At 67.6% G+C, this 21,411-nt stretch carries 16 protein-coding genes and 1 pseudogene; 13 read left to right on the plus strand and 4 right to left on the minus strand.

Going from position 1 to position 21,411, the window contains the following annotated elements; translation table 11 throughout:
* Nucleotides 1-51: 51 nt before the first annotated feature.
* The 3 genes from AC1DVI_RS13110 to AC1DVI_RS13120 all read right to left on the minus strand — a co-directional run bounded on the left by AC1DVI_RS13110 (nucleotide 52) and on the right by AC1DVI_RS13120 (nucleotide 3,086).
* Nucleotides 52-618 carry a TetR/AcrR family transcriptional regulator gene (locus tag AC1DVI_RS13110; RefSeq protein WP_476958338.1) on the minus strand — a complete coding sequence of 189 codons (567 nt, stop codon included), beginning with the start codon at nucleotides 616-618 and terminating at the stop codon, nucleotides 52-54.
* Nucleotides 619-742: 124 nt separating this feature from the next.
* On the minus strand, nucleotides 743-2,299 hold the full coding sequence (locus tag AC1DVI_RS13115) for a malonate--CoA ligase (RefSeq protein WP_476958339.1): 1,557 nt from the start codon (nucleotides 2,297-2,299) through the stop codon (nucleotides 743-745).
* Nucleotides 2,300-2,390: 91 nt separating this feature from the next.
* Complete coding sequence (locus AC1DVI_RS13120) at nucleotides 2,391-3,086, minus strand: GntR family transcriptional regulator (RefSeq protein WP_476958340.1); 696 nt, start codon at nucleotides 3,084-3,086, stop codon at nucleotides 2,391-2,393.
* Between the two features lie 161 nt (nucleotides 3,087-3,247).
* Between AC1DVI_RS13120 and AC1DVI_RS13125 the strand changes: the two genes are divergently transcribed.
* Together AC1DVI_RS13125 and mmsB are read left to right on the plus strand one after the other, a co-directional pair.
* A complete protein-coding gene (locus AC1DVI_RS13125; protein WP_476958341.1) occupies nucleotides 3,248-4,387 on the plus strand; it encodes an isobutyryl-CoA dehydrogenase in 1,140 nt (379 codons plus the stop codon).
* Between the two features lie 27 nt (nucleotides 4,388-4,414).
* Nucleotides 4,415-5,323 (plus strand): annotated as a pseudogene (gene mmsB / locus AC1DVI_RS13130) (3-hydroxyisobutyrate dehydrogenase); the annotation flags it as partial.
* A 114-nt stretch (nucleotides 5,324-5,437) separates the two neighbouring features.
* Here the strand turns inward: mmsB and AC1DVI_RS13135 are convergent.
* Nucleotides 5,438-7,102 carry an acetate--CoA ligase gene (locus AC1DVI_RS13135; RefSeq protein WP_476958342.1) on the minus strand — a complete coding sequence of 555 codons (1,665 nt, stop codon included), beginning with the start codon at nucleotides 7,100-7,102 and terminating at the stop codon, nucleotides 5,438-5,440.
* 201 nt (nucleotides 7,103-7,303) lie between these two features.
* Between AC1DVI_RS13135 and AC1DVI_RS13140 the strand changes: the two genes are divergently transcribed.
* From AC1DVI_RS13140 to AC1DVI_RS13190, 11 genes are all read left to right on the plus strand, one after another.
* Nucleotides 7,304-8,191, plus strand: a complete 888-nt coding sequence (locus AC1DVI_RS13140; protein ID WP_014241713.1) for an ABC transporter ATP-binding protein — start codon at nucleotides 7,304-7,306, stop codon at nucleotides 8,189-8,191.
* Complete coding sequence (locus AC1DVI_RS13145) at nucleotides 8,191-10,122, plus strand: AMP-binding protein (protein ID WP_476958343.1); 1,932 nt, start codon at nucleotides 8,191-8,193, stop codon at nucleotides 10,120-10,122. Before AC1DVI_RS13140 ends, AC1DVI_RS13145 begins: the two co-directional genes overlap by 1 nt.
* Nucleotides 10,123-10,318: 196 nt before the next feature.
* Nucleotides 10,319-11,206 carry a branched-chain amino acid ABC transporter permease gene (locus tag AC1DVI_RS13150; protein ID WP_476958344.1) on the plus strand — a complete coding sequence of 296 codons (888 nt, stop codon included), beginning with the start codon at nucleotides 10,319-10,321 and terminating at the stop codon, nucleotides 11,204-11,206.
* Nucleotides 11,207-11,221: 15 nt separating this feature from the next.
* The gene (locus AC1DVI_RS13155; RefSeq protein WP_119510125.1) at nucleotides 11,222-12,295 is read left to right on the plus strand and encodes a branched-chain amino acid ABC transporter permease; all 1,074 of its coding nucleotides are present in this window, start codon (nucleotides 11,222-11,224) and stop codon (nucleotides 12,293-12,295) included.
* 55 nt (nucleotides 12,296-12,350) lie between these two features.
* Nucleotides 12,351-13,634, plus strand: a complete 1,284-nt coding sequence (locus AC1DVI_RS13160) for an ABC transporter substrate-binding protein (protein WP_476958345.1) — start codon at nucleotides 12,351-12,353, stop codon at nucleotides 13,632-13,634.
* Nucleotides 13,635-13,712: 78 nt separating this feature from the next.
* Nucleotides 13,713-14,573 (plus strand): ABC transporter ATP-binding protein, encoded by an 861-nt coding sequence (locus AC1DVI_RS13165; protein ID WP_014241708.1) that lies wholly within the window; start codon nucleotides 13,713-13,715, stop codon nucleotides 14,571-14,573.
* 144 nt (nucleotides 14,574-14,717) lie between these two features.
* Nucleotides 14,718-15,947, plus strand: a complete 1,230-nt coding sequence (locus tag AC1DVI_RS13170) for a phenylacetate--CoA ligase family protein (protein WP_476958346.1) — start codon at nucleotides 14,718-14,720, stop codon at nucleotides 15,945-15,947.
* Between the two features lie 76 nt (nucleotides 15,948-16,023).
* The gene (locus AC1DVI_RS13175; RefSeq protein ID WP_476958347.1) at nucleotides 16,024-17,517 is read left to right on the plus strand and encodes an aldehyde dehydrogenase family protein; all 1,494 of its coding nucleotides are present in this window, start codon (nucleotides 16,024-16,026) and stop codon (nucleotides 17,515-17,517) included.
* 228 nt (nucleotides 17,518-17,745) lie between these two features.
* Nucleotides 17,746-18,918: an isovaleryl-CoA dehydrogenase gene (locus AC1DVI_RS13180; protein WP_149163742.1), complete on the plus strand. Its 1,173-nt coding sequence runs from the start codon at nucleotides 17,746-17,748 to the stop codon at nucleotides 18,916-18,918.
* A 36-nt stretch (nucleotides 18,919-18,954) separates the two neighbouring features.
* The gene (locus AC1DVI_RS13185) at nucleotides 18,955-20,136 is read left to right on the plus strand and encodes an acetyl-CoA C-acyltransferase (protein ID WP_476958348.1); all 1,182 of its coding nucleotides are present in this window, start codon (nucleotides 18,955-18,957) and stop codon (nucleotides 20,134-20,136) included.
* A 120-nt stretch (nucleotides 20,137-20,256) separates the two neighbouring features.
* On the plus strand, nucleotides 20,257-21,390 hold the full coding sequence (locus tag AC1DVI_RS13190; protein WP_145687668.1) for an acyl-CoA dehydrogenase: 1,134 nt from the start codon (nucleotides 20,257-20,259) through the stop codon (nucleotides 21,388-21,390).
* The last annotated feature ends 21 nt before the right edge of the window (nucleotides 21,391-21,411 follow it).

Consider the following 21,411-nt stretch of genomic DNA (forward strand, 5'->3'; position numbering starts at 1 on the left):
TCCACCGCCGGGCGGGGTGGCTTGCGGCAATCGGGGAGACATGGCTCTCCGTTAAACGACACCCTCCGGCACCAGCACCTTCCCGCAGAGGTCCCGCGCCTTCTCGAACCGGTCGGGGGCCGCGGAGCGGGCGAGCAGCCCCTCCCCGAAGATGAACGAGTAGAACAGATACGCCCGCGCGAAGGCGTCGTCGGGGTCCAGCCCCATGCTGGCGAATAGGTCCGACACGCAGCGCAGACGTTCGCGGTCGACCTCCGCCACGATCTCGGACGCGCGGGGGTCGCGGCGTGCCCAATCGCGCATCGCCAGCTCGATGGCGATGCCGCGCGGGTTGCTGCTGCCGCCGTAGAGCGACAGCACGTAGCGCAGGCCCTCGGCGGGCGTGCGGCCGTCCAGCCGGGTCTGCGCCTTGATCGCCTCGATGCGGCCGGTCTTCCAGCCCTCCAGCATCGCCTCCACCAGCTCCATCCGATCGCGGAAGTGCCAGTAGAAGCTGCCTTTGGTCACCTTCAGCCGCTTGGCCAGAAGCTCGACCCGCACCTGCTCGACGCCGCCCTCCGCCAGGGCGGAGAAGGCGGCGGACAGCCAGGATTCGCGGTTCAGCGTCTTCGCTTCCATCGGTAACACTCCGGAGACCATACGGCAGCGTATCGAGTCGCCGATGGCCTGTCCACAACCCGCCTGGTGGAAAAAGCGCCGAACCTTATACGGATTTGACCGGAGAGGGAAAGCCGCGCGCGCCTCAGCGCGCCTTCGCCGCGGTGAAGAGGTCCTTGTGGGCGTCGCGCAGCAGGTTCTTCTGCACCTTCCCCATGGCATTGCGCGGCAGCTCGTCCATGAAGAAGACGCGCTTGGGCACCTTGAAGTTGGCGAGCTGCTCCTTGCAGACGGCGATCACCGCGGCCTCGTCCGGGGTGGCGGCGCCGGGCTTGCGCAGGACGACGGCGGTCACCGCCTCGCCGAAGTCGGGGTGCGGCACGCCGACCACCGCCGATTCGACCACGCCGTCGATGCCGTCGATGACCGTTTCGACCTCCTTCGGGTAGACGTTGAAGCCGCCGGAGATGATGAGGTCCTTGGCCCGCCCGACGATGTGCACATAGCCGCGCCCGTCCACCTTGCCGACATCGCCGGTGATGAAGAAGCCGTCCGGCTTGATCTCCTGCTTCGTCTTCTCGGGCATCCGCCAATAGCCGGAGAAGACGTTCGGCCCGGCCACTTCGATGATGCCGATCGCGTCGGTGCCGAGGCTCGCGCCCGTCTCCGGATCGACGACGCGCACGGACACCTCGGGCAGCGGGAAGCCGACCGTGCCGGGGATGCGGTCGCCGTCCAGCGGGTTGGAGGTCAGCATGCCGGTCTCGGTCATGCCGTAGCGCTCCAGGATCGCGTGGCCGGTGCGGGCCGAGAAGTCCTTGTGCGTGTCGGCGAGCAGCGGCGCCGAGCCGGAGACGAACAGCCGCATGTGCGCCGTCGCCTCGCGCGTCAGGCCGGGGTGGGCGAGCAGGCGGGTGTAGAAGGTCGGCACACCCATCATCACCGTGGCGCGCGGCAGCAGCCCCATCACCTGCTCGGCGTCGAACTTCGGCAGGAACAGCATGGAGGAGCCGTTCAGCAGCACGCAGTTGGTCGCCACGAACAGGCCGTGCGTGTGGAAGATCGGCAGCGCATGCAGCAGCACGTCGTCCGGCTGGAAGCCCCAGTATTTGTGCAGCGTCAGCGCGTTTGAGCCGAGGTTGCGGTGGCTCATCATCGCGCCCTTCGACCGCCCGGTGGTGCCCGAGGTGTAGAGGATCGCGGCGAGATCGTCGGCCTCGGCCGGGACGGTCGCGAAGTCCGTGCCCTTGCCGGCGGCCTGCTCCGGCAGCGTGCCCTCGCCGTGGGTGCCGAGAGTCAGCAGATGGGCGACCTTGGCCTTGTCGGCGACTTCGCGCAACGCGTCGGCGGATTCGGGACGGGCGACGAAGACATGCGGCTCCGCGTCGGTCAGGAAATACTCGACCTCCGCCTTCGTGTAGGCCGGGTTCAGCGGCAGGAAGACACCGCCCGCGCGCACGGTGGCGAGGTAGAGGATGATGTTCTCGACCGACTTCTCCACCTGCACGGCGACCCGGTCGCCCTTCTTCAGGCCGAGGTCGGCGAGCAGGTTGGCGTAGCGGCCGGTCAGGGCTTCGAGATCGCCGTAAGTGACGGTGCGGGCGTTGTCCGTGCCGGGCTCGGTCTCGGCGAAGGGGCGGCTGCGGTCCGCCGGAAAGCGGGAACGGAACAGCTCGAACAGATTGCCACCCACGTCGGACATCGTGATTCCCTCCATGCACCCGGTGATCCGGTGTCCAGGGTTTAGCACAAGCGCATGCCGTCGGCCACAGCTTTGTATACGGAAGAACGGTCTATTGTATTTCGTTTCCGCCCATGATGGACACGAACTCGGTGAAGATGTCGATCTGGATGGTCACGTGCCGCCGCATGGCGGCGTAGGCGGCCTCCGGGTCGCCGGCCAGAATCGCCTCCACCACGTCGTCATGCTCCGTGAAGCTGTCCTTGACGCGGTAGGGGTGGTTGAGCTGGTAGCGGCGGTAGGGAGCCAGCCGGGCGAACAGGCCCCGCGCGATCTCCTGCAGCGGCTCGTTGTGGCTGCCCGCCTGCACGGCTTCGTGGAAGGAGCGGTTGACCGCGTAGTAGGCGTCCAGCTCCCGCGCCTCCATATGCGCCTTCGAGGTGTCGTGGAGGTGTTTCAGGGCCTGCTTCTCCTCCTCCGACATGCGGCGGGCGGCGAAGCGGGCGCACAGCCCCTCGATTTCCGACATCACCTCGAACATCTGCACCATGCGGTGCAGCTTCAGCGGGGCGACCACCGCCCCCTGTCGCGGCTGCTTCTCCACCAACCCGGCGTGGACGAGCTGGAGGATCGCCTCGCGGATCGGGGTGCGGGAGATGTTGAAGCGCTGGGCGAGGCTTTCCTCGTCCAGCCGTGTTCCGGGGCGCAGGCGGCCCAGGAAGATGTCCTCTTCGATGGCGAGCCGCACCTCGTCGGCGCGGGTGGCACCCTTATCGGCGGTCTTGCTGGCGGCAATCCGGTCGCTCATCCCGAGCGTGTCCCCTTCCTCGTCCGCGGCCTTCCGCCGCCCCCGTCTCTGTATACAAGAGATGGACAGCGCGTATCCAGCATGATAGTCCTTCCCCCCAACAATGAGAACCGGAGATCCGTCTTGGACTCCGGGCCACTGCGGTTCTGGGGAGGATGCGCATGGATTTTGCGCTTTCGGAGGAGCAGCAGGCGTTCCGCGACACGGCGCGCGACTTCGCGCAGCAGGAAATGGCGCCGAACGCCGCGCACTGGGATGAGAACAGCGTCTTTCCCATCGACACCCTGCGGCAGGCCGCGGCGCTCGGCTTCGCCGGCATCTATGTGGGGGAGGAGTTCGGCGGCTCCGGACTCGGGCGGCTCGACGCGGCGGTGATCTTCGAGGAGCTGTCGGCGGCCTGCCCGTCCACGGCGGCCTACATTTCCATCCACAACATGGCCTCCTGGATGATCGACCGCTTCGGCAACGCGGAGCAGCGTGAGCGCTTCCTGCCCAAGCTGACGACCATGGAGCATTTCGCCAGCTACTGCCTGACCGAGCCGGGGGCGGGATCCGACGCGGCCTCGCTGCGGACGCGGGCGGAGCGGGACGGCGACCATTACGTGCTGAACGGCTCGAAGGCCTTCATTTCCGGCGGCGGCACGTCGGACGTCTATGTCTGCATGGTCCGCACCGGCGAGCCCGGCCCCAAGGGCATCTCCTGCATCGTCGTGGAGAAGGGCACGCCCGGCCTGTCCTTCGGCAAGCAGGAGCACAAGCTGGGCTGGAAGAGCCAGCCGACCTCGGCGGTCATCTTCGAGAACTGCCGCGTCCCCGTCGCCAACCGCATCGGCGAGGAGGGGGAGGGCTTCCGCATCGCCATGAAGGGGCTGGACGGCGGGCGTCTGAACATCGCCGCCTGCTCGGTCGGCGGGGCGCGCTTCTGCCTGGAGCAGGCCATCGCCTACACCACGGAGCGCAAGCAGTTCGGCAAGCCGCTGAACGCCTTCCAAGCCTTGCAGTTCAAGCTGGCCGACATGGCCACGGAGTTGGACGCCGCCCGGCTGATGCTGCACCGCGCCGCCGCCAGCCTCGACGCTGGATCGCCGGAGGCGACCGCCCATTGCGCCATGGCCAAGCGCTTCGCCACCGACACGGGGTTCCAGGTGGTGAACGAGGCGCTGCAGCTTCACGGCGGCTACGGCTACATCAAGGAGTACCCGATCGAGCGGATTTTCCGCGACCTGCGGGTTCACCAGATTCTCGAAGGCACCAACGAGATCATGCGCGTCATCATCGCCCGCCATCTGACCGGCGGCTGACGGCAGCACAACAAACAGCGTCATAATAAGACGAGGGGAAACGCTATGGCGACGATCGCCTTTATCGGGCTGGGCAACATGGGGGCGCCGATGATGCGCAACCTGCTGAAGGCCGGCCACACCGTCTTGGCCTTCGACCTGTCGGAAGCCGCCTGCACCGCTGCGCGCGATGCCGGCGCCACCATCGCCACCGGCCCCGGCGCCGCGGCGGGGGAGGCCGAGGTGGTCGTGACCATGCTGCCCGCCGGCAAGCATGTGCGCGAGGTCTACACGGCGCCGGACGGCATCATCGCCAAGGCCAAGCCGGGCAGCCTGTTCATCGACAGCTCCACCGTGGACGTGGACAGCGCCCGCGCCGTCGCCGAGGCGGCGGAGGCGGCGGGCCACGCCATGGTCGACGCGCCGGTGTCCGGCGGCGTCGGCGGGGCCGAGGCGGCGACACTGACTTTCATGGTCGGCGGCAGCGACACCGCCTTCCGCCGCGCCGAGCCGATCCTGTCGGCGATGGGCAAGGCCATCGTGCACACCGGCGGGCCGGGCAACGGCCAGGCGGCGAAGATCTGCAACAACATGATCCTCGGCATCTCGATGATCGGCGTGTCGGAAGCCTTCGCGCTCGCCGAGAAGCTGGGGCTGGAGTCGCAGAAGCTGTTCGACGTGGCGTCCAAGTCATCGGGCCAGTGCTGGTCGCTGACCAGCTATTGCCCGGTGCCGGGTCCGGTCCCGACCTCGCCGGCCAACCGCGACTACCAGCCGGGCTTCGCCGCGGCGCTGATGCTGAAGGACCTGAAGCTGGCGGTCGAGGCCGGGCAGAGCACCGGCAGCCCGCTGCCGCTCGGCGGCGAGGCGGCGCAGATGTACGCGCTGTTCTGCAACGCCGGCTTCGGCGGCAAGGACTTCTCCGGCATCGTCAATCTGCTGCGCGGGAAGCCGTAAGGGCGGTCACGGGGCCCCCTCCCTAACCCTCCCCCGCTGCGCAGGGGAGGGGACGATCTTCTCCCTTCCCCTGCGCAGCGAGGGAGGGCCGGGGAGGGGGCAAGCGCCTCCCCCTCAATCCGCCTGCTGCATGACGATGGCGTCGGACGCCCGGCCGCGGAAATGGATGTTGCCGTCGCCGTCCAGGAACGCCCAGTCGCCGGTCAGATAATAGCGGCGGCCGTGGCGAAAACGGGCGGCGGTGCGTCCCGGATCGTTGGCGTAGGCGTCGAACCAGAAGAGCGGCGAGGACTCCACGTCGATGGCGATCTCGCCCGCGCCGCCGACCGGCGCCTCGCGCCCCTGCGGATCGAGGATGACCACGCGGAAGCCCGGCAGGGGCCGTCCCAGCGAGGAATCGGCGGTGCGGTCGGCGTGGCCGGGGTCGTAGCGGTTCATCATGAAGATGCCGGTCTCGCGCTGCCCGTACTGGTCGAGCAGGGGGACGCTGACCACCCGGTTTGCCCAGCCGATCAGCTCCGGCGGCAGCGGCTCGCCGACCACCGACAGGATGCGCAGCGCCAGCTTGTGCGGGCCGCCCTCCGGGTCGGCGCTGTGCCAGGCGCGGATCTGGGACGGCGCACAGGTCAGGTTGGTGACGCCGAACTTCGTCAGCATCCGGTAGCCCTGCCGCACGTCGTAGGGGCCGTCGCAGAAGATCGTGGTGCGCCCGAGCAGCAGCGGCCCGACCAGCCCGTAATAGGCGCCGTAGGCCCAGCCGGGGTCGGCCATGTTCCAATAGATGTCGTCGTCGCGCAGGTCGAGGCCGATTCGCATGTACTGCTCGATCCCGGCCAGCGCCATGACGGGCAGCGAGACGCCGAGCGGCTTCGGCTCCGCCTCGGAGGTGTAGATCAGTGCGAAGGCGTCGCGGTCGGCGTAGCGGGCGATGTCGGGCAAGGGGGCGGATTCATGAAGGGCCGACCAGAAGGGAACCGCGTCGGCGCCGGGACCGAAGGCCTCGTCCCCCTCCACCATCACCACGGGGCGGCTGTTGTCGCGCGGAATCTTGCGGCGCAGGAAACCGGTGGTGACGATCGCCCGCGCCTCGCTGTCGGCCAGACGGTAGGCGACCGCGGCGGCGGAGTAGGTGGTGAAGAGCGGCATGTAGACTCCGCCGAGCCGCCAGATCGCCAGCGCGGCGATCAGGAGTTCCGCCCCTTTGGGCAGCAGCACGGCCACCCGGTCGCCGCGCCCGACGCCGAGGCCGCGCAGCACCGCGGCGAAGCGCGCCGAATCGCGGGCCAGCCGGGCGAAGCTCAATTCCGTCGTCTGGCCGGCCACGCTCTCGTGCAGCAAGGCGGCGCGGGCGCCGTCGGCGCGGGCGTGACGGTCGCACAGCAGGTCGGCCAGCGGAATCGCCTCTCCTTGGTAGTCGGGGCGGAGGAAAGCGGTGGGCTGAACGGTGGCGGGGCCAGGCACCGGGGCGTCGCTTTCGCCTTCTCCTTCGGGGCGGTGACGAGCGGCGGCGATTCGGCCCAGGGAGTCCAATTCCGGCCCCAGATGATAGCGGCGGCTGCGCGGATCCTGGTCGATGAAGCGTTCCCGCGCCAGCGCGGTCAGCAGGCGGTGCGCCGTCGCCTTGGACAGGGCGGTGTCCCCCATCAGATCGGCCAGACGCGCGCCGTCGGCCCCGTGGGAGGCGACGGCGCGCAGCAGGGCCAGCGCGCGCTCCAGGCTTTGCGTGCCGCCGGACGCTCCGGCGGGGGCGGCTTCGGTGTCGGAATCGGGCCGGGTCATGATGGGGTCCATATTATGGACCTTCCGGCCGGATGTCGCTCCAAAAAACATGCATACACGGAATGTCCGTGTTGAAAACCGTGCGCATCACGGGTTATAGTTCGGTCGTTGCATAAAGGACGGTCCACAATATGGACCAGTTCGCCACTCAAACAGTCCGGCGAACGATAAAAAGGCAGTTCCACAGCAACGGAGGAGGAAATGTCAGGCGCGCCCGTCGCATCGCCACGCGGTTACGCCCATCCGGCCGACGCCACCCGCGCGGCCTCCCCATCGGACACCATCTTCGAAGCCCGGGGCGTGTCCTTGCGCTTTGGCGGCGTGCAGGCGCTGACCGACGTCGGTTTCAGCATCCGCAAGGGGGAGCTGTTCTCCATCATCGGCCCGAACGGTGCGGGCAAGACCTCGATGGTCAACTGCATCTCCGGCCGCTACCGGCCCACCGACGGAAAGGTCTATTTCAAGGGCCAGGACATCACGGGCATGACGCCCAACCACCGCGCCTCGCTCGGCATCGGGCGCACCTTCCAGAATCTGGCGCTGTTCGGCCACATGACGGTGCTCGACAACATCATGGTCGGGCGGCACCACCTGCTGAAGAACAACTTCTTCACAGGCTCGCTCTACTGGCTGACCGGCGCGCGCAAGGAGGAGCTGGCCCACCGCCGCGAGGTCGAGGAGATCATCGACTTCCTGGAAATCCAGCATGTCCGCAAGGCCACCGCCGGCACGCTCTCCTATGGCCTGCGCAAGCGGGTGGAACTGGCCCGCGCCATCGCGCTGAAGCCCGACCTGATCCTCCTGGACGAGCCCATGGCGGGCATGAACCTGGAGGAGAAGGAGGACATGGCCCGCTACATCGTCGACCTGAACGAGGAGTTCGGCATGACGGTGGTGATGATCGAGCACGACATGGGCGTCGTGATGGACATCTCCCACCGCGTGATCGTCCTGGAGTTCGGCAAGAAGATCGCCGAGGGCACGCCCGAGGAGGTTCTGGCCGACCCGCGCGTCAAGCGCGCCTATCTCGGCGAGGACGACGAGGAGGACGAGGCCGTGGCCCCGCCGCCCAAGCAGGAGGTCGCGTGATGTCCCTTCCCGATATCAAGATCAACGACACGCTGCCGAAGCTGCTGACGCTGCACGCCCGCGAGCATGGCGGCGACGTCGCCATGCGCGAGAAGGATTTCGGCATCTGGCGCGAGTTCACCTGGGCGGACATGCACGCCCGCGTGCGCGCCTTCACGCTCGGCCTCATCAAGCTCGGCGTGGAGCGCGGCCATGTGGTGGCGCTGCTCGGTGACAACCGGCCCGACTGGGTGATGGGGGAAATCGCCGCCCACGCCATGGGCGCCATGAGCCTGGGCATCTACCGCGACGCCATGGACGAGGAGGTCGCCTACCTCATCACCTACGCCGATGTGCACATCATCTTCGCGGAGGACGAGGAGCAGGTCGACAAGCTGCTGAACCTCGGCGAGCGTCTGCCGACGCTGAAGCACATAATCTATTCCGACCCCCGCGGCATGCGCAAATACAGCGACCCGCGCCTGATGGAGGCGGCGGAACTGGTCAAGCTGGGCAACGCGCTGCACGCCGAGAAGCCGAACCTCTACGAGGAGCTGGTCGGCGCGACGCGCGGCGACGACGTGGCGGTGCTCTGCACCACGTCGGGCACCACCTCGAACCCGAAGCTGGCGATGCTGCCGGCGGGGCGGCTGATCCGCCACGTCGCCAGCTACCTGTCGGTGGACCCCAAGGGGCCGACCGACGAGTATGTGTCGGTGCTGCCGCTGTCCTGGATCATGGAGCAGATCTACGCCGTCGGCATGGGCATGGTGTCGCGGATGCGCGTGAACTTCGTCGAGGAAGCCGAGACGATGATGAACGACTTCCGCGAGATCGGGCCGAGCTTCGTGCTGTTCGCCCCCCGCCTGTGGGAGCAGATCGCCGCCGACGTGCGCGCCCGCATGATGGACGCCTCGCCCTTCAAGCAGAAGATGTACGATTACGGCATGAAGCTGGGGCTGGAGGCGCTCGCCAACGGAACCCGCTCCGCCGTCGCCGACCGCATTCTCTTCGCAGCGCTGCGAGACCGCCTGGGCTTCACCAACCTGAAGTCGGCGGCGACCGGCGGCGCGGCGCTCGGCCCCGACACCTTCAAGTTCTTCCAGGCTCTGGGCGTGCCGCTGCGCCAGATCTACGGCCAGACCGAGACGATGGGCGCCTACACGGTGCACCGCTCGAACGACGTGGATTTCGACACGGTGGGCGTGCCCTTCGACGACGGCGTGAAGGTCAAGGTAATCGAGCCCGACCAGAACGGCATCGGCGAGATCGTCGTCAGCCATCCCAACATGTTCGCCGGCTACTACCGCAACGAGGCCTCGACCACGGCGGATCTGCGCGACGGCTGGATGCACACGGGCGATGCCGGCTTCTTCGACAAGAAGGGCCATCTGGTCATCATCGACCGCATCAAGGACATCGCCACCACCAGCAACAACGACCGCTTCAGCCCGCAATACATCGAGAACAAGCTGAAGTTCAGCCCCTATGTGGCCGAGGCGGTGATCCTGGGGAACAAGCGGCCCTACCTGTCGGCGATCATCTGTATCCGCTTCCCCATCGTGTCGAAGTGGGCGGAGAAGAACCGCATCACCTTCACCACCTATTCCGATCTGGCGTCCAAGCCGGAGGTCTACGAGCTGCTGCGCCAGGAGGTGGAGCGGGTGAACGGGACGCTTCCGGAGTTTCAGCGCATCACCAAGTTCCTGCTGCTCTACAAGGAGCTGGACGCCGACGACGGCGAGCTGACCCGCACCCGCAAGGTGCGGCGCGGCGTGATCGCCGAGAAGTACGGCGAGATCATCGACTCCATCTACGCGGGCCAGCCGGCCATCGACGTGGACACCACCATCACCTTCCAGGACGGCACCAAGCAGCGCATCCGCACTGTGCTGAAGGTGGTCGACCTGCTGCCCACGCCGGCCAAGAAGCCGGCGCAGGCCGCGGCGTGAGGGGGGCGGTGATGAGGCGTCAAACTCCTCTCCCCTCCGGGGAGAGGTTGGGTGAGGGGGCCGGCGCCGGATGGCGCCGCGAGGGGGCAACCAGGCCCCTCGCAACCCCCGGCCAAGGGCGTTGCCCTTGGAACCCATTCCCCCTCACCCTGACCCTCTCCCCAGGGGGGAGAGGGAAGCATTTAGGGGCCACGCCATGACCCTGTTCTTCCAGCTTCTCGTCAACGGACTGATCGTCGGCGCGCTGTACGGCGTCGTGGCGATGTCCTTCGTGCTGATCTACAAGGCCAGCCGCATCGTGAACTTCGCCCAGGGCGAGTTCCTGCTGATCGGCGCCTGGACCTGCTGGTGGCTGCTGACCTCCTGGCAATTGCCCTTCTGGATCGGGTTCCCGATCACGCTGGCCTTCATGCTGGTCTTCGGCATCGTGCTTCAGGTCGTCGTGCTGCGGCCGATGATCGGCGAGCCGATCATCTCCGTCATCATGGTCACCATCGGCCTGTCGATCTTCTTCCAGGCGATGATGAAGTGGATGTTCGGCGTCTTCGCCAAGCCGTTCCCGACTATCTTCGCCAGCCCGACCGTGAACATCCTCGGACTCGACGTGCAGACCGTCTATGTGATGAGTCTGGTCATCTCGATCCTGATCATGGCGGGCTTCGGCTGGTTCTTCAAATACTCGCGCATGGGTCTGGCGATGCGGGCGACCGCCTTCGACCAGCAGGTGGCGCAGTCGCTGGGCATCTCGGTCCGCCACATGTTCGCGATGAGCTGGGCCATCTCCGCCATGGTGTCGGCGGTGGCCGGCGTCACGGTCGGCGTCGTCAACGGCGTGTCGTCCGCGCTCTCCTTCTTCGGCATCAAGGTCTTCCCGGCGGTCATCCTCGGCGGGCTGGACAGCGTGGCCGGAGCGGTGCTGGGCGGCCTGATCGTCGGCGTGCTGGAGAATCTCGCGCACTACCTGGACAGCCAGTGGCTGAACTGGGGCAACATGTACGAGATCGCCCCCTTCTACGTCCTGATCGTCATCCTGATGATCAAGCCCTACGGCCTCTTCGGCACCAAGGACATCGAGCGCGTGTAAGGAGCGGCCGCAACCATGGCGAACATCAGTCTCATCCCCTGCGGCGACTTCAAGACCCGGTACGCCGCCGACACGACCATCTTCCCAACCAGGACCAGCCGCAACTTCGCGATCCTGGGCGTGGCGCTGCTGCTGCTCTGCCCGGCCTTCATGGACCGCTACTGGCTGAACCTGTGCATCCAGATCGGCTATCTCGGCATCGCGGCGCTGGGGCTGAACATCCTGGTCGGCTTCACCGGCCAGATCTCCATCGGGCACGCCGCCTTCTTCGGCTTCGGCGCCTTCTCGTCAGCGTGGCTGTCGAACAGCTTCGGCATCCCGGTGGCGCTCGCCATCCCGCTGGCCGGCGTGATGACCACCGGGGTCGGCATGCTGTTCGGCATCCCGGCGGCGCGGCTGAAGGGCCTCTACCTCGCCATCGCCACGCTGGCGGCGCAGTACATCCTCCAGGACTTCTTCTCGCGGGCGGACTGGTTCACGGGGGGAACCGCCGGCACCATCGCGGAGCCGTTCACCCTGTTCGGCTACGCCTTCGACACCGACGAGAGCTTCTTCTACGTCGTGCTGGTCTATGTGGTCGTCATGTACATCCTGGCGACCAACCTGATGCGGTCGCGCGACGGGCGGGCGCTGGTGGCGGTGCGTGACCATTATCTCTCCGCGGAGATCATGGGCATCAACCTGACCAAGTACCGCACGATGTCCTTCGGCATCTCGTCCTTCTACGCCGGCATCGGCGGCGCGCTCTACGCCCACTATCTGCAGTTCGTGTCGGTGGAGGGCTTCACGATCCTCTTCTCGATCCAGTTCCTCGGCATGATCATCATCGGGGGTCTGGGCTCGATCATGGGGTCGCTGATGGGCACCGCCTTCATGGTGCTGCTGCCGGAGGTGATGCAGGCCATCACCACGGCGCTGTCCGGCACCGCCATCGACGCCGCGCTGAACCTGAGGGAGGCCATCGCCTTCCTGCGCGAAATGGCCATCGGTCTGGTCATCATCCTGTTCCTGGTCTTCGAGCCGGACGGGCTGGCCCACCGCTGGAAGCAGATCAAGGCCTACTGGAAGCTCTACCCGTTCTCGCACTAGGGCCTTTCTCGCACCAAGGCTTCTGAAAAACATAACGACTGGGAGAAAACGCACCATGACCATGAAGACCGTCCTGCTGGCGTCCGCCGCCGTCGTCCTGCTCGGCACCGGGGCCGCCAACGCCCAGAAGATCCCGGTCGGCCACCTCGCCGACCAGTCCGGCGCCACCTCGGACGTGGGCGTGCCCTTCGGCCAGGGCGTCGCCGACGCGCTCGCCTACATCAACAAGAACGGCGGCGTCGCGGGCACGACGATGGACGTCGAGACGGTGGACTACGGCTATCAGGCACCGCGCGCCATCAGCCAGTACAAGAAGTGGTCGTCGGGCAGCGGCAAGGTCGCGGCCATCCAGGGCTGGGGCACCGCCGACACCGAGGCGCTGACCGGCTTCGTCGGCAAGGACGAAATCCCTTACTATTCCGGCTCCTACTCGGGCCACCTGACCGACCCGACCGGCAAGGGCCCGCACGGCTCCAAGCCGGCCCCGTACAACTTCTTCTACGGCCCGTCCTACTCCGACGGTCTGCGCGCCATGCTGATGTGGGCGGCCGACGACTGGAAGAAGAAGGGCGGCTCGGGCAAGCCCAAGTACGTCCACATGGGCGCCAACCACCCCTACCCGAACGCACCGAAGGAAGCGGGTGAGGCGCTCGCCAAGGAGCTCGGCTTCGACGTCCTGCCGGCGGTCCAGTTCGCGCTGACGCCGGGCGACTACACCGCCCAGTGCCTGACGCTGAAGGAGGCCGGCGCCAACTACGCCTATCTCGGCAATACGGCGGGCTCCAACATCTCCGTGCTGAAGGCCTGCCAGACGGTCGGCGCCCAGGTGCAGTTCATGGGCAACGTCTGGGGCATGGACGAGAACGCCGCCAAGGCCGCCGGCTCCGCCGCCAACGGCGTGATCTTCCCGGTGCGCACCGCGGCGATCTGGGGCGGCGACGCGCCGGGCATGAAGATCGTCAAGGAGATCTCCAAGATCTCCGACGCCGCCGGCACCGCCTACCGTCCGGTTCACTACGTGTCGGGCATCTGCTCCGCCTTCTACATGAAGGAAGCCATGGACTGGGCGAAGCAGAACGGCGGCGTGACCGGTCCGAACATCCGCAAGGGCATGTACCAGAAGAAGGATTGGGTGCCGGCGGGCCTCGAGGGCGTCTGCGTGCCGTCGACCTGGACCGAGACCGACCACCGCGGCATGGACAAGGTCAACCTGTACCGCGCCAACGTGACCGGCGACACCGGCGGTTCGGTGGACGAGTTGGTGAAGGCCGGCACGATCAAGCTGGAGAAGATCGCCACCGTCGACGTCCCGCGCAAGCCGGAGTGGCTGGGCTGGTAAGCCGGACCGCCCCCGCCGCCGCTTGAAMGGGGGGSGGCGGGGGCACCCGTCCCGTCTCACTGCATCAGGTGCCGCATCATGAACGCCGCCACCGCGACCGCCGCGGTCAATCCCGCCAGCGCTCCGGCGCCGGTTCCCGGCACGGCCAAGGCGCCGCTGCTGTCCGTCAACAACATCGAGGTCGTCTACAACGACGTCATCCTGGTGCTCCGCGGTCTCAGCCTGGAAGTGCCGGAAGGGGAGATCGTCGCCCTGCTCGGCGCCAACGGCGCCGGCAAATCGACGACGCTGAAGGCCATCTCCGGGCTGCTGAAGACCGAGGACGGCGAGGTCACGCGCGGCGACATCTCCTTCGCGGGCGAGCGCATCAACGGCATCGACCCCGACAAGATCGTCCGGCGCGGCATTTTCCAGGTGATGGAGGGCCGCCGCATCATCGGTGACATGACTTGCCAGGAGAATCTGCGCCTCGGCGCCTTCACCCGCCGCGACGGCGGCGTGAAGGACGACATCGAGATGGTCTATCACTACTTTCCCCGCCTGAAGGAGCGCACCGGCCTCGCCGGCTACCTGTCGGGCGGCGAGCAGCAGATGCTGGCCATCGGGCGCGCGATGATGGCACGGCCGAAGCTGATCCTGATGGACGAGCCGTCCATGGGCCTGTCGCCGCTGATGGTGAAGGAGGTCTTCAGCATCATCCGGCAGATCAACAAGGACCTGGGCGTCACCATCCTGCTGGTCGAGCAGAACGCCCGCATGGCGCTCCAGGCCGCGACGCGCGGCTACATCATGGAGAACGGCAAGGTCGTCCTGGACGGCACCGCCGAAGAGCTGCGCAACAACGAGGACGTGAAGGAATTCTACCTCGGCGGCGGCAACGAAGAGCGCAAGAGCTTCAAGAATCTCAAGAGCTTCAAGCGCCGGAAGCGCTGGATTTGACGTGAGAGGAGTGGTCGTCAAAGGCCCCCCTCCCAACCTCCCCCCGCTGTGCAGGGGGAGGAGTTAAGCCCTCCCCTGCGCAGCGGGGGAGGGTTGGGTGGGGGCCCACCACGACACCCCAAGAAAAACAGCCGGGAGGCATCGGTGTCCGACACTTACGATCAACTCGAAACCCGCTCCCCCGACCGGCGCGAGGCGGAGCTGTTCGCGGCGCTGCCGGCGCAGATCGTCCACGCCAAGGCGAATGCGCCCTATTTCACCCGCCTGCTGGCCGATGTGGACCCCGCCGCCGTCCGCGACCGCGCGTCGCTCGCCACCTTGCCGGTCACCCGCAAGTCGGACCTGATCGCGTTGCAGAGGGAGGCGCCGCCCTTCGGCGGGATGACCACCGTCGCCATCGGACGGCTGGCCCGCGTCTTCGCCTCGCCCGGCCCGATCCACGATCCGGAGGCGCACGGCGCGGACCCCTGGCGCACCGCGCGGGCGCTCTACGCCTCGGGCATCCGCGGCGGCGACCTCGTGCAGAACTGCTTCGCCTACCACCTGACCCCCGCCGGCTCGATGTTCGAGACGGGGGCGCACGCGCTGGGCTGCGCGGTCATCCCCGCCGGGGTCGGCAACACGGAGATGCAGGCCCAGGTGGCCGCCCATCTCAAACCGCGGGCCTACATCGGCACGCCCGACTTCCTGAAGATCATCCTGGAGAAGGGCGACGAGCTGGGGCTGGACCTGTCGTCCATCGCGGTCGGCCATGTCACGGGCGGCCCATTCCTGCCCGACGCCCGCGCCTATTACGAGGGGCGCGGCATCGCCGCCTACCAGAGCTACGGCACCGCCGACCTCGGCCTCGTCGCCTACGAGACGACGGCCCGTGCCGGGCTGGTGGTGGAGGAGGGGGTGATCGTCGAGATCGTCCGCCCCGGCACCGGCGATCCCGTGCCGGTGGGCGAGGTCGGGGAGGTGGTCGTCACCACCTTCAACCAGGCCTATCCGCTGGTCCGCTTCGCCACCGGCGACCTCTCCGCCGTGCTGCCCGGCGAAAGCCCCTGCGGGCGCACCAACATGCGGCTGAAGGGCTGGATGGGCCGCGCCGACCAGACCACCAAGGTCAAGGGCATGTTCGTCCACCCGCAGCAGATCGCCGAGGTGCTGCGCCGCCACCCGCAGATCGGCAAGGCCCGCCTCGTCGTCGGGCGGGAGGACGCCAACGACACCATGACCCTGCGCTGCGAGTCGCCCGAGTCCGGCGAGGCTTTGGCGGCTTCGGTGCGTGAAACTCTGGCCGCCGTCACCAAATTGAAGGGAGTCGTGGAGTTCGCGGCCCCCGGCAGCCTGCCCAACGACGGCAAGGTCATCGAAGACGCCCGCGCCTGAGAACCACCGGCCGCTGAAAAAAACGACAGCCGAAAACAACGATAACCGACCCGATACACACGAGGACCTTTTCGACATGAGCGTCAGCACCGACCTCCAGCTCGACCCCTTCGCGCTCGCCAGGGAGCTGTCGGGCAAGCATTTCTTCGGCGGCGCGTTCCGCCCGGCCTCCTCCGGCAAGGGCTTCCCCGTCGTGAACCCGGCGACCGGCGAGACGGTGGCCGAAGCCGCCTTCGGCGAGGTGGCGGACGTCGACGCCGCGGTGGCCGCCGCGGTGGCCGCGCAGAAGGAATGGGCCAAGCGCCCGGTGCGGGAGCGCGGCAAGCTGGTCGCCGAATGCGGGCGCGTGCTCGACGCCCACAAGGAGGAAATCGCCAAGCTGATCGCGCTGGAGACCGGCAAGGCCCTGCGCACTGAATCGCGCGTCGAGGCCGGCGTCCTGTCCGACGCGTTCGTCTTCTTCGGCGGCTTGGCGCCGGAGCTGAAGGGCGAAACCATCCCCTTCAACCCGTCCATGCTGACCATGACCGTGCGCGAGCCGGTGGGCGTGGTCGGGGCGATCATCCCGTGGAACGTGCCGCTCCTGCTGATGGCGCTGAAGATCGCCCCGGCGATGGTGGCGGGCAACGCCGTGGTGGTGAAGTCGGCGGAGGAGGCGCCGCTCGCCGTGCTGCGCGTCGTGCAGCTCATCAACACGGTGATCCCGGCGGGGGTGGTGAACATCCTCTCGGGCTATGGCCCGGAATGCGGCGCCCCGCTGGTGGCGCACAAGGACGTGAAGAAGGTGACCTTCACCGGCTCGGTCGAGACCGGCAAGATCGTCTACAAGACCGCCGCCGAGAAGTTGATCCCGGTGACGCTGGAGCTGGGCGGCAAGAGCCCGATGATCGTCTGCGGCGACGCCGACCTCGACCAGGCCATCGCGGGCGCCATCGCCGGCATGCGCTTCACCCGCCAGGGCCAGAGCTGCACGGCGTCGTCGCGCATCTTCGTCCATGACAGCATCCACGACGCCTTCGTGGAGAAGCTGAAGGAGAAGGTGAACGCGATGAAAATGGGCGACCCGCTGGACGAGTCGACCGACATCGGCACCATCGTCTCGCCGCAGCAACTCGACCGGGTGCAGAGCTACATCGCCATCGGCAAGGAGGGCGGGGCGACGCCGCATGTCTGCTCGGCGATGCCGTCCGATCCGAAACTGACCAAGGGCCTGTACGTGCAGCCGCACATCTTCACCGGCGTGAAGAACAGCGACCGCATCGCGCAGGAGGAGATTTTCGGTCCGGTCTGCTGCGTCATCCGCTGGACCGATTACGAAGAGGTGATCGCCCAGGCCAACGACACCGAATACGGCCTTGCCGCCACCATCTGGACCCGTGACCTGAAGGTGGCGATGGACGCGGTGCACCGGCTGGAGGCCGGATTCGTGCAGGTGAACCAGAACTTGGTCGTGCAGCCAAACCTGTCCTACGGCGGCGTGAAGTCGTCGGGGCTGGGCAAGGAGGCCTCGCTGGAAGCGATGCTGGAGCACTTCACCCACAAGAAGACGATCATCATCAACATGAAGTGACGGCGGGGTGGGGGKGGTCGCGTCGGGCCCCCCTCCCGACCTCCCCCCGCTGCGCAGGGGGAGGAGAAAAGCCCTCCCCTGCGAAAGCGGGGGAGGGTTGGGTGGGGGCTCGTGACCACCACTTCCCACAACCCCTTGCCACGCCCATTTCCATACGCTACCGTACGGCTCCATACGTCGCCGTATGGCGGGAACGAAGAACAGACCTCCGGGGGGAGCGCCAACACCATGCTGTCGAACCAGTATCCGACCCTGAACTTCGACCTCGGCGAATCCGCGGACATGCTGCGCGACACCGTGCGCAGCTTCGCCGCCGACGAGATTGCGCCCCGCGCTGCCGAGATCGACCGGACCAACGAGTTCCCGAACGAGCTGTGGCGGAAGTTCGGCGACCTCGGCGTGCTCGGCATCACGGCGGAGGAGGAGTATGGCGGCGCCGGCATGGGCTATCTGGAGCATGTCGTGGCGATGGAGGAGATCTCCCGCGCCTCGGCCTCGGTCGGCCTCAGCTACGGCGCGCATTCCAACCTCTGCGTCAATCAGATCCGCAAGAACGGCACCGCGGAGCAGAAGACCCGCTACCTGCCCAAGCTGATCTCCGGCGAGCACATCGGCGCCCTCGCCATGTCGGAGCCGAACGCCGGGTCCGACGTGGTGTCGATGAAGCTGCGCGCCGAGAAGAAGGGCGACCGCTACGTGCTGAACGGCACGAAGATGTGGATCACCAACGGGCCGGACGCCGACACGCTGGTGGTCTACGCCAAGACCGACGTCAACGCCGGCCCGCGCGGCATCACCGCCTTCCTGATCGAGAAATCCTTCAAGGGCTTCTCCGTCGCGCAGAAGCTCGACAAGCTGGGCATGCGCGGCTCCAACACCGGCGAGTTGGTGTTCGAGGACTGCGAGGTGCCGGAGGAGAACATCCTGGGCGGCGTCGGGCGCGGCGTGAACGTGCTGATGTCCGGCCTCGACTACGAGCGCGCGGTGCTGGCCGGCGGGCCGCTCGGCATCATGCAGGCCTGCATGGACGTGGTGGTTCCCTACCTGCATGACCGCAAGCAGTTCGGCCAGCCGATCGGCGAATTCCAGCTCATGCAGGGCAAGCTGGCCGACATGTACACGATCATGAACGCCGCCAAGGCCTATGTGTACGCCGTCGCCAAGGCCTGCGACCGCGGCGAGACGGCCCGCAAGGACGCCGCCGGGGCGATCCTCTTCGCCGCCGAAAAGGCGACCTGGATGGCGCTGGAGGCCATTCAGACTCTGGGCGGCAATGGCTACATCAACGAATACCCGACGGGCCGCCTGCTGCGCGACGCCAAGCTCTACGAGATCGGCGCCGGCACCAGCGAGATCCGCCGCATGCTGATCGGGCGCGAGCTGTTCAAGGAAACGGCCTGAGGGAAACGGCATAAAGCCGGAGGGAAGGGAAGAACCATGACCGATACCGTTGTGATCGCGGGCGCCGCCCGCACCCCGATGGGTGGATTCCAGGGCGACTTGCAGGGCCTGACCGCGCCGCAGCTCGGCTCTGCCGCCATCAAGGCCGCGCTGGAGCGCGCCGGGGTGAAGCCGGAGATGGTGGACGAGGTGTTCATGGGCAACGTCCTGCCCGCCGGTCTGGGGCAAGCGCCGGCGCGTCAGGCGTCGCTCGGCGCCGGCATCCCGGAGGCCGCGGGCTGCACCACCATCTCCAAGGTCTGCGGATCGGGCATGAAGGCGGTGATGCTCGCCACCGACCTGATCAAGGCCGGCTCGGCGGAGATCATGGTGGCCGGCGGCATGGAAAGCATGTCCAACGCCCCCTACCTGCTCGACCGCGCGCGCGGTGGCTACCGCATGGGCCATGGCCGCGTGCTCGACCATATGTTCCTCGACGGGCTGGAGGACGCCTACGATCGCGGGCGCCTGATGGGCACCTTCGCGGAGGAATGCGCCACCCACTACCAGTTCACCCGCGAGGCGCAGGACAACTACGCCATCGAAAGCCTGAACCGCGCCCGCCGCGCGACCGAGGACGGCAGCTTCGTCAAGGAGATCACCGCGGTCACCGTCAAGGGCCGCAAGGGCGACACGGTGGTGGAGAAGGACGAGCAGCCGCTGAAGGCCGATCCGGGCAAGATCCCGACGCTGAAGCCCGCCTTCGCCAAGGACGGTACGGTGACGGCGGCCAACGCCTCGTCCATCTCCGATGGTGCGGCGGCGCTGGTGCTGACCACCCGCTCCAACGCCGAAAAGCTGGGTCTGCCGATCCTGGCGGAGATCAAGGCCCACGCCAACCACGCGCAGGCCCCGGCCTGGTTCACCACCGCACCCGTGGGCGCGATCAACAAGGTGCTGGAGCGCGCCGGCTGGTCGGCCAAGGACGTGGACCTCTACGAGCTGAACGAGGCCTTCGCGGTGGTCGCCATGGCGGCGATGAGGGAACTCGACATTCCGCACGACAAGATCAACGTGCATGGCGGCGCCTGCGCGCTCGGCCACCCGATCGGCGCGTCGGGGGCGCGCATCCTCGTCACGCTGCTGGCGGCGCTGGAGAAGAACGGGCTGAAGCGCGGCGTCGCCTCGCTGTGCATCGGCGGCGGCGAGGCCACGGCTGTGGCGGTGGAGTTGGTCTGACGGGGAGTATTGCCCCCACCCTAACCCTCCCCCGCTAACGCAGGGGAGGGGACTAACTCCCTCCCCCGCCCAGCGGGGGAGGGCCGGGGKGGGGGCGATACGCATTCGGGAGGGAAAGCAATGCGGCTGACGGAAGAGCAGCGGATGGTGCGCGACATGGCGCGGGACTTCGCGGCGGAGCGGCTGGCGCCCACCGCCGCCGAGCGCGACCGCACCGGCGCCTTTCCCAAGGAGGAACTGGCCGAGATGGGCCGGCTCGGCCTGATGGGCATGCTGGTGCCGGAGGAGTTCGACGGCGCCGGTACCGACCACATCGCCTACGCGCTTGCCATCGAGGAGATCGCGGCGGGCGACGGCGCCATTTCCACCATCATGAGCGTGCACAACTCCGTCGGCTGCATGCCGATCCTGAAATTCGGCAGCGCCGAGCAGAAGGAGCGCTTCCTGAAGCCGATGGCCCGCGGCGAACAGCTCGGCTGCTTCTGCCTGACCGAGCCGCAGGCGGGCTCCGACGCCGCCGCCATCAAAACCCGCGCGCGGCGCGACGGCAACCACTGGGTCCTGAACGGCACCAAGCAATTCATCACGTCCGGCAAGAACGCCGACGTCGCCATCGTCTTCGCGGTCAGCGACCCCGACGCCGGCAAGAAGGGCATCACTGCCTTCATCGTGCCGACCGACACCCCCGGCTTCCAGGTCGCCCGGGTCGAGGAGAAGCTCGGCCAGAGCTGTTCCGACACCTGCCAGATCGTCCTTGAGGACTGCCGCATCCCCGCCGACCTGATGCTGGGCGCGGAGGGCGGCGGCTACCGGGTGGCGCTCGCCAACCTGGAGGGCGGGCGCATCGGCATCGCCTCGCAGTCGGTGGGCATGGCCCGCTCCGCGCTTGACCACGCCACCCGCTACGCCCAGGAGCGGCAGAGCATGGGCGTGCCGATCATCCAGCATCAGGCGGTGGCCTTCCGGCTGGCCGACATGGCAACGAAGGTGGAGGCCGCGCGCCAGCTCGTCCTGCACGCGGCCAGCTTGCGCGACGCCGGCGAGCCCTGCCTGAAGGAGGCCGCGATGGCGAAGCTGTTCGCCTCGGAGATCGCCGAGCGCGTCTGCTCCGACGCCATCCAGATCCATGGCGGCTACGGTTACCTGAACGATTTCCCGGTGGAGCGCATTTATAGAGACGTGCGCGTCTGCCAGATCTATGAGGGCACGAGCGACATCCAGCGGCTGGTCATCAGCCGCGCCCTGATGCAGTAGAACAAGAAGAGACGGGAGGAC

The organism is Azospirillum sp. P4_B5, from assembly GCF_056402275.1.

Bases quoted from the DNA above. Each gene is read 5' to 3' on its own strand.
- AC1DVI_RS13115 (WP_476958339.1), bottom strand. From the start codon at position 2,299: ATGTCCGACGTGGGTGGCAATCTGTTCGAGCTGTTCCGTTCCCGCTTT.
- AC1DVI_RS13160 (WP_476958345.1), top strand. From the start codon at position 12,351: ATGACCATGAAGACCGTCCTGCTGGCGTCCGCCGCCGTCGTCCTGCTC.
- AC1DVI_RS13190 (WP_145687668.1), top strand. From the start codon at position 20,257: ATGCGGCTGACGGAAGAGCAGCGGATGGTGCGCGACATGGCGCGGGAC.
- AC1DVI_RS13150 (WP_476958344.1), top strand. From the start codon at position 10,319: ATGACCCTGTTCTTCCAGCTTCTCGTCAACGGACTGATCGTCGGCGCG.
- AC1DVI_RS13155 (WP_119510125.1), top strand. From the start codon at position 11,222: ATGGCGAACATCAGTCTCATCCCCTGCGGCGACTTCAAGACCCGGTAC.
- AC1DVI_RS13120 (WP_476958340.1), bottom strand. From the start codon at position 3,086: ATGAGCGACCGGATTGCCGCCAGCAAGACCGCCGATAAGGGTGCCACC.
- AC1DVI_RS13185 (WP_476958348.1), top strand. From the start codon at position 18,955: ATGACCGATACCGTTGTGATCGCGGGCGCCGCCCGCACCCCGATGGGT.
- AC1DVI_RS13145 (WP_476958343.1), top strand. From the start codon at position 8,191: ATGTCCCTTCCCGATATCAAGATCAACGACACGCTGCCGAAGCTGCTG.
- AC1DVI_RS13135 (WP_476958342.1), bottom strand. From the start codon at position 7,102: ATGACCCGGCCCGATTCCGACACCGAAGCCGCCCCCGCCGGAGCGTCC.
- AC1DVI_RS13165 (WP_014241708.1), top strand. From the start codon at position 13,713: ATGAACGCCGCCACCGCGACCGCCGCGGTCAATCCCGCCAGCGCTCCG.
- AC1DVI_RS13180 (WP_149163742.1), top strand. From the start codon at position 17,746: ATGCTGTCGAACCAGTATCCGACCCTGAACTTCGACCTCGGCGAATCC.
- AC1DVI_RS13140 (WP_014241713.1), top strand. From the start codon at position 7,304: ATGTCAGGCGCGCCCGTCGCATCGCCACGCGGTTACGCCCATCCGGCC.
- AC1DVI_RS13110 (WP_476958338.1), bottom strand. From the start codon at position 618: ATGGAAGCGAAGACGCTGAACCGCGAATCCTGGCTGTCCGCCGCCTTC.
- AC1DVI_RS13175 (WP_476958347.1), top strand. From the start codon at position 16,024: ATGAGCGTCAGCACCGACCTCCAGCTCGACCCCTTCGCGCTCGCCAGG.
- AC1DVI_RS13125 (WP_476958341.1), top strand. From the start codon at position 3,248: ATGGATTTTGCGCTTTCGGAGGAGCAGCAGGCGTTCCGCGACACGGCG.